The organism is Nostoc sp. (assembly GCF_041747015.1).
GTDB lineage: Bacteria > Cyanobacteriota > Cyanobacteriia > Cyanobacteriales > Nostocaceae > Nostoc.
Genome location: NZ_JBGTFY010000266.1, coordinates 1 through 7,452, shown reverse-complemented (window position 1 = coordinate 7,452; position 7,452 = coordinate 1). Strand labels below are relative to the sequence as shown.

Here is a 7,452-nt window from a genome sequence, read left to right as displayed (position 1 = left end):
TCCCAATTTGCCCGGCGCTCGCCGACGAAAGTGCAAGGTTTTTGAACCTCTGGATGCTATAGTCTTGCACTTGCTTGGTGAAAAAATGCTCAAAACCCTTACCTAGACTATGTTTCACTTTTGTTCAGCAAGCCCTATATATGCGATATTCATAATTTAAATACGCAAACTACTAAAAATGGATAGACTTTATGTAGTTTATAGTTTGTTAGCACAAAATTTATATTTATGTGTGAGGTAGCATAACTTTTCAAAATCTAAAAAATATTGATTTGAAATTGCGATAGTATTTGCCAAAAAAATAACTCTATTCTGTAAAAAAGCTAGAAAGAATTTTGGTTGATACAAGCATTTAAAATCTTTACTAACTAGCTAGGGCAAAGATTTTTAGCTTGGCGATTATCTGAGTTTGTGGATGGATATTATCTAATCTTTGACATACAAAATATGAGAAAGGAAAGAAATGTTAAATTATTCATCTCATAAATTACTGCTCAAAGCAGTGATTTTAGGAGCTACTTTATTAACCAGTACATCAGCTTATGCTGAAAACAGCAATTTACTTAAAACAAAAGCGCTGACTAATCAGTTCGCAGCATCACCCCTAACTAAATCTCAAGCGATCGCACAAGCAGTTGTGGTTCCAGGGGCAAACAATATGTCTCAGGTAAATTCCGTATCTCAACTTTCAGATGTACAGCCAAATGATTGGGCTTTTCAATCACTCCAGTTTTTAGTTGAGCGTTATGGATGCATTGCAGGGTATCCAAATGGTACTTATCGGGGCAATAGTCCCATCACTCGCTATGAATTTGCCGCAGGTTTAAACGCCTGTTTGTCTCGTGTCAACGAGTTAATCGTAACAGGTACGTCTGACCTAGTTACTAAAGAGGACTTAGCCAGTTTAGAAAGGCTGCAAGAAGAATTTTCTCCTGAACTAGGAACTCTACGGAGTCGTGTTGATAGTTTAGAAGCTCACACTGCTGAACTCGAAGCAAATCAGTTTTCTACAACTACAAAACTTTTTGGGGAAGCAATCTTTGTGATTACGAATGCCTTCCAAGGCTCTGTGAATAATAGCAATACTGTTTTCCAAGATAGAGTTCGCCTCGTTTTGAAAACTAGCTTTACAGGTAAAGACGCTCTAAATACTCGTCTAAGTACTGGAAACACTACTACTTTGCAGCTTCCTGATGGTACAGCCGAAGGTTTGCAAACCTTCAATCTTGCTCCTAGTAACAACAACCTGTCCGTAGATTGGCTCTCTTACTACTTCCCCATTAGCAACAAAATCGATGCTTACATAGGAGCCGTGAACGGAGTATTTTTTGATTTCGTTCCTACTCTCAGTCCCTATCTCGATAGCGGTACAGGAGGTAGTCGTGCTTTGACAGAATTTGCTTCCTCTAGCCCTATTTACCGTATTGGTGGCGGTGGGGGTGGAGGAATCAATTATCGACTCAGTAACAAATTGGTATTGAGCTTGGGTTACTTAGCAGGATCTCATGCCAGTCCTCAAACAGATAGAGGTTTATTTAATGGTCAATATAGCTCACTTGCACAATTAGCATGGAACCCCAACAATAACTCTGGCATTGGTTTAACTTATGTAAATGCCTATCAAAATCGGGGAGCAATATTTGACCTCGGTAGTAGTTTTACACTTGTCGGGACATCTCAAGCAAATACTTCATTTGAGCGAACGATTACCAACTCCTACGGAGTAGAAGCTTTCTATAAATTTAGTCCTCGATTTGCAGTCAATGGGTTCTTTGGTTACACTAGCGCCAAAAATTTAGCAGGCAGTGGTAGCGCAGATATTTGGTACTATGCCTTAGAACTGGCTTTCCCAGATTTAGGTAAGCAAGGTAATCTTGGTGGTCTTGTTGTGGGTGCAGAGCCTTACCGGGGAGGGAACCCATCACCTGCTAACGATTTATCCCTACACGTTGAAGGCTTTTACAAGTATCGGCTTACAGATAACATTGCTATCACCCCTGGCGTGATTTGGATTACGGCTCCTGGTCAAAATGATGACAATAAAGATGCGGTGATTGGCACTATTAGAACAACTTTCCTATTCTAAAGAAAGTTAAACAAAGGATTTGGCGGTTTGGGACGCTCCATTATTGTTTGCACAACGTCTTTGACGATTCGACCTGATGGGACTTTATCACCTCCTAAAACTTTAACTGCTTGACAATATTATGCAGGCCATTTAGTGCTGTAGGCTTTAGCAAATGACTCGGTAATTCCCTTAGTTTTTGCTCGGAACGGAATATCTATCAGAATATAAAAGAACCATTTTGCAGCTAGAAAAAATTGTCGTTCTTTGATAAATACAAATAGACGATTTGGTGTTTGCAGAACTTGATGATAGGGATGATTATCCCAATTTTTATTCAACTCTACTTTTGTCAGTAGTCGTTTTAGCGTCAATAAAACCCCAAGAATTAACAAACCATAGTACTGGAAAATAGATCCATATTTCAACTTTTCATAAAGGTGATTCAAATCTCCGCCTAGTCCTCTCCAGATTCTGTTTTCAGCAGGAGCCTGGAAATGATCTGCTTTGGCTGTTTTAGCTTTAATAATCTTGAAACCATGCTTTTGTATTCGTCGTGCTAACTCGTGTTCGTCGCAAGCACTGCTTCTAAAATATCGAAGATTTGTATCGAAACGAAAATGATCAAAGATTTCTCGTCGTAATGACCAGAGGCTACCAGTGCCAAATGTTGTTGTTCCTTTGCTAGAACCACCACGTTCGTAAATACATCCCCAAATAGTCATGACATCTGGATCTTCTGTATAGATTTTGATTAATTCATTAAAGCAATCAGGAAATGGACTCACATCGTCGTCCATCAGGACGACAATTTCACCTTTGGCGTAAGCAACACCGAGATTTCTAGAAAAGCAAGCTCCTTTGTTCTGATTATTTCGTAGAATAAGCAGGTTTTTTATATTCTCGTCACCAGTTTTGAGAAAGCTTTCTGTATCGTCTGTTGAGGCATCATCAACTATTACTACCTCATAGTTTGGATAGTTGAGTTTAGCGATCGCTGGAAAACTGTAGCTACGTAAACTTGAGGCTCTATTGTATGTTGCAATTACAATAGATATAAGTGGCTGTTCCATATACTTTAATCTGTATATATTTTCTAATGTGTTTAATTGAAAACTCTAGAAATTTAGATTAGAAAATTGCTAAAATACTTAATCTATAATAATTTGACTAAATCTATACTTATTACCGTATAATTACTGAAATATGTAACCAAATAAAATCTAAAATTATTTAGGAAAATATTTAAAAATAGTCATCAGGAATTATTGAACTCCTGTTAATTTTAATATAGCGATCGCTCCTTCCCCACCGACTTCGATAAAAACAGTATGGTGCTAGTTAACCCTAAGTCTAATGAAAAGCGATATCTCCGATGGGCTACGCCTCCTCACCCCTTTCCCCACCTGATCTTCAACGTCCCGAACTACTTGCGCCAGCAGGTAACTGGGAATGTGCTAAAGCCGCTGTAGAAAATGGGGCAGACGCGATTTACTTCGGTTTGAATCGCTTCAACGCCAGAATGCGAGCGCAAAATTTCGCTGAGGCAGACTTACCCCAATTGATCACATTTCTGCACCATCGAGGCGTAAAGGGTTATGTCACTGTCAACACCCTAATATTTCCCAAAGAACTAGCAGAAGCGCAGCAATAATCTCCGTACAATTATTGCATCGGGTATAGATGCGGTGATTGTTCCAGATGTGGGTATATGCCGTCTCATGCGTCACCTCTCACCGGATTTTCCCATCCATGCTTCCACTCAAATGACTATCACCAGTGCGGTTGGGGTGGAATTTGCCAAGTCCCGCGGCTGTCAATTAGTGGTGCTGGCGCGTGAATGTTCTCTTAAGGAAATCAATAAAATTCAGCAGCAGATTGCCCAACAGGAAACTCCGCTACCCTTGGAAGTTTTTGTTCACGGCGCTTTGTGCATATAGGCGATCGCATTTGGAAAACCAGTGATCCAGAACTCGATAAGCAACTGCGTCAGAGTTTTTCTGGCGAGAACCCACAATTTCAGCGTCCCATTGATGTAGAAATTTATGGAGAAGTCATTATCGATGCCTGTAATACTGGTAATATTAATTATTAAATATTTTAAGTTTTTCTACGTAAATTATATAGAATTTTTTATTGTCAATATATATACTACAAAGTGAAGTGCGGAATGTGGGTTACATTACTTGCAAGACTTTATCCGAAATATCGACCACATAAGATTTTGAATATAGCTCAAGGAATGGATACATCTCCTGAAGCTGTTGCATATTTTTTAGTATCTATATTATCATATTTAATTAAAAACTACCATAGTTGTTTATGAATAATATTTTGACAAGCAATAATTGGGACACTTCCCTTTACGAAGATAAACACGCCTTTGTTTGGCAGTATGGTGAGGACTTACTAAAATTCCTTAACCCTCAGCCAGGAGAATCGATTTTGGATCTTGGCTGTGGTACGGGACAACTGACAGAAAAAATTGCCCAAGTTGGTGCTGAAGTCATGGGAGTTGATCATGCACCCGCGATGATAGAAAAGGCCAGACAAAACTATCCCCATATCCGCTTTGATGTTGCTGATGCTACAAACTTTCGAGTAGACAAGCCATTGGATGCTGTGTTTTCCAACGCTGTACTACATTGGGTGAAAGAAGCCGATAGTGCGATCGCTTCCATACATCAATCCCTAAAACCAGGGGGAAGGTTTGTCGCCGAATTTGGTGGTAAGGGAAATGTGCAAGCGATCGCTACAGCTTTGGAAAGTGCTTTAGAAGCAATTCATATCCCTGCACAAGCCCTCAATCCTTGGTATTTTCCTAGTATTGGTGAGTACGCCAGCCGATTAGAGCAACAAGGCTTTGATGTCATTCATGCCATACTTTTTGCTCGTCCAACTCCTTTAGCAGAGGGAGAAGCAAGTATGGCAAACTGGATTCAGATGTTCGCCACCAGTTTTTTAGCAGGACTTTCTAGTGAGCAAAAAATACAAGTAATTCGCGTCGTGGAGGAACATCTGAAGCCAACCCTGTATCAACAAGGAACTTGGATAGCAGACTATCGAAGAATTCGCATCGTTGCGATTAAATTTTAGATTGTGCGAATTTTGACTTGTGTCTTAATTACAAATTAGTATTAGCTATGGATATACTCAAATTGTGCGATCGCCCTACAGCCCTTCTCCTAAAGGAGACGCTACGCGTAGCTTGCTTCCCCGTAGGGGTACGGGCATCCTACGGCAGGCGTTGGCGCAGCCATCGCCAGACATCATTTTCATTACTACTAACCATTAGCCTTACCACTTTACTAGTCCCGCCCTCACTAGCGCAAACGACTCCAATACCGTCTCCTTCTAGCGCACCTCTAGAACTAAACTTATTAACCAAGCCAAAAGACTATGTGATCACAGCTAACACGATTAACCCAGAACGATTAACCGTTCCCAGTTTATGGTGGGCACAAGAAAACTCTGAGAAAAAGTTATTGGATAATTGGATAGGATATCCAGCTTCTGAGAAAGAACCTGCACGAGTAGACTTGATCGTAAATCAGCAAATTTGGAGCTTACTAGAGTATGTAGATCGCTACAACTTCGTAAATCGCTTGGGCAGTGCTGCACGCAACTTTGGTTACAATATCCGAGTATTTAATTATCAAAAAGAACCCTTGGCAACCTACACTTGCAACTTTAGTAAAAGTCCAGCTTTATGCAGTATCCAGATGACTACTCAGAACAAGATAGGGTTACGGCGTTCAGGCTAACTGAAACTTTAAGTATTTGTGTTGTCTGATACTCCGCCAACTTGATGCAACACGATCCATCGAATAAATATGAGTTTTCCAGGTCGATTATGTTAAGAAGCTCGACCGTTGTGCGTCCCATAAGTACATTCAAGACTGAGTAGTTACCAGCCGCGATCGCACTCTCAATTAGTCTGATTTTTTTTGATTTTTAGAGTTTGTTCAATCCATTGAATAATTTGATAACCAAGGTGAATACCATCTAAGCGATCAATCTCACGAATTCCGGTAGGACTGGTAACGTTAACTTCAGTCAGGTAGCCACCGATAACGTCAATACCCACAAAAATTAAGCCGTCTTGGCGTAAGCGTTCGGCTAATTGGGTACAAATTTCATGCTCTCTTGGAGTAATTTCTGTTTTAGCGACTGTGCCACCAGTTGCCATATTATTGCGAAAATCAGTTCCGCTAGAGAGGCGATTAAGCGCACCAATCGGTTCGCCATTGAGCAGGATAATTCGCTTATCTCCCTCTTTTGCCTCCGGTAAATAGGTTTGTACCATTACTGGCACTCGACCTTGAAGGGTACTAAGTTCGACAATAGAGTTAAAATTGCGATCGCCTGATTGCAAAAACAAAATTCCTTCCCCAGCTTTGTTACCCAGTGGTTTGAGAATCGCAGCTCCCTTTGCTTCCATAAATTGCCGGATAAACTGCTTATTAGCACTGACAATCGTCTCTGGAATCGCTTTGGTAAATTGGAGGGCGTACATTTTCTCATTTGCCCCTCGGATACCGCCGGGACTATTAATCAATAGAGTTTTATTTTGGTCAATGTAATCCAGAATGTAGGTAGCATAGAGGTAGGAATCATTAACTGGTGGATCTGTCCGCATAAATACGGCGTCCATTGTCTCTAAAGAAGTTAAGGAGGAATCGCTCAACTTATACCAAGGATTCGCCGCTACCCAACGTCCCTCAACTAACTGCACTGGTACAAGTTCGACTCGCTGTAGGAAAGCCCAAGCTTTGCTTTCCACTACACTCAGCAAGTTTGCCTGAGTTATCCAAATTTCGTGCCCTAGAATTTGCGCTGCTTCAATCAGGGCAATACTGGTATCATGACACGGGTCAAGCTGATGGATGGGATCAATAATAAAAGCCAGTTTCACCCTTTGTACCTCAATCACCAAGAAATTAAATGGTTATTTAATTATTATCTCTTGATGATCTCACTAATTGATGTACATATGTACTGATGAACAAAACCTTGAAGTTAACATCTTGGGTACAGACTTTAGTTTTGTGGAGAAAAAGTCCGTAAACAAGGCAGCACATTGTTTTTCCAGAGTTGTAGCGACTGCCGTGTGTAGTGGCTTGTCGCCAGTCATCGCAATATCTTCTGAATCTACACGCTATTGCTAGAAGTTAGTAGCTCATCCAGCTTGCCTTGACTATCTAAAGCATGGATATCATCACAACCACCAATATGATCATCATTAATGAAAATTTGCGGTAAAGACTGGCGTCCATTTGCCCTTTGAGCCATTTTACTTCTGGCTGCTTCATCTCCATCAATACTGTATTCGATAAATTCAACTCCCTTATTCTTCAGCAAACTTTTGGCACGGATGCAAAACGGGC

The 7,452-nt window shown here is 40.5% G+C and carries 7 protein-coding genes and 1 pseudogene; 5 read left to right on the top strand and 3 right to left on the bottom strand.

What is annotated here, in order from left to right:
* Positions 1-463 precede the first annotated feature (463 nt).
* The gene (locus ACEW80_RS21910) at positions 464-2,086 is read left to right on the top strand and encodes an iron uptake porin (RefSeq protein WP_373528620.1); all 1,623 of its coding nucleotides are present in this window, start codon (positions 464-466) and stop codon (positions 2,084-2,086) included.
* A 119-nt stretch (positions 2,087-2,205) separates the two neighbouring features.
* Here the strand turns inward: ACEW80_RS21910 and ACEW80_RS21905 are convergent, their stop codons facing one another.
* Complete coding sequence (locus tag ACEW80_RS21905; RefSeq protein WP_373528619.1) at positions 2,206-3,138, bottom strand: glycosyltransferase family 2 protein; 933 nt, start codon at positions 3,136-3,138, stop codon at positions 2,206-2,208.
* Between the two features lie 302 nt (positions 3,139-3,440).
* On the opposite strand from ACEW80_RS21905, the pseudogene ACEW80_RS21900 reads away from it, so the two are divergent.
* The 4 genes and pseudogenes from ACEW80_RS21900 to ACEW80_RS21885 form a co-directional block, all read left to right on the top strand.
* A pseudogene (locus ACEW80_RS21900) lies at positions 3,441-4,002 on the top strand (peptidase U32 family protein); the annotation flags it as partial.
* Complete coding sequence (locus ACEW80_RS21895) at positions 3,996-4,160, top strand: hypothetical protein (protein ID WP_373528618.1); 165 nt, start codon at positions 3,996-3,998, stop codon at positions 4,158-4,160. The pseudogene ACEW80_RS21900 and the gene ACEW80_RS21895, both read left to right, overlap by 7 nt.
* Before the next feature lie 227 nt (positions 4,161-4,387).
* Positions 4,388-5,161: a trans-aconitate 2-methyltransferase gene (locus tag ACEW80_RS21890; RefSeq protein WP_373528617.1), complete on the top strand. Its 774-nt coding sequence runs from the start codon at positions 4,388-4,390 to the stop codon at positions 5,159-5,161.
* Between the two features lie 47 nt (positions 5,162-5,208).
* On the top strand, positions 5,209-5,829 hold the full coding sequence (locus ACEW80_RS21885; RefSeq protein ID WP_373528616.1) for a hypothetical protein: 621 nt from the start codon (positions 5,209-5,211) through the stop codon (positions 5,827-5,829).
* Positions 5,830-5,993: 164 nt separating this feature from the next.
* Here the strand turns inward: ACEW80_RS21885 and gshB are convergent, their stop codons facing one another.
* Entirely contained in the window at positions 5,994-6,980 is a 987-nt protein-coding gene (gshB, locus tag ACEW80_RS21880) for a glutathione synthase (RefSeq protein WP_373528615.1), read from the bottom strand.
* Positions 6,981-7,216: 236 nt separating this feature from the next.
* The coding region (gene grxC, locus ACEW80_RS21875; RefSeq protein WP_373528614.1) for a glutaredoxin 3 at positions 7,217-7,452 on the bottom strand (236 nt) is incomplete at its 5' end.

Coding starts and splice junctions, on each gene's coding strand:
- ACEW80_RS21890 (WP_373528617.1), top strand. CDS start 4,388: ATGAATAATATTTTGACAAGCAATAATTGGGACACTTCCCTTTACGAA.
- ACEW80_RS21885 (WP_373528616.1), top strand. CDS start 5,209: ATGGATATACTCAAATTGTGCGATCGCCCTACAGCCCTTCTCCTAAAG.
- ACEW80_RS21910 (WP_373528620.1), top strand. CDS start 464: ATGTTAAATTATTCATCTCATAAATTACTGCTCAAAGCAGTGATTTTA.
- ACEW80_RS21905 (WP_373528619.1), bottom strand. CDS start 3,138: ATGGAACAGCCACTTATATCTATTGTAATTGCAACATACAATAGAGCC.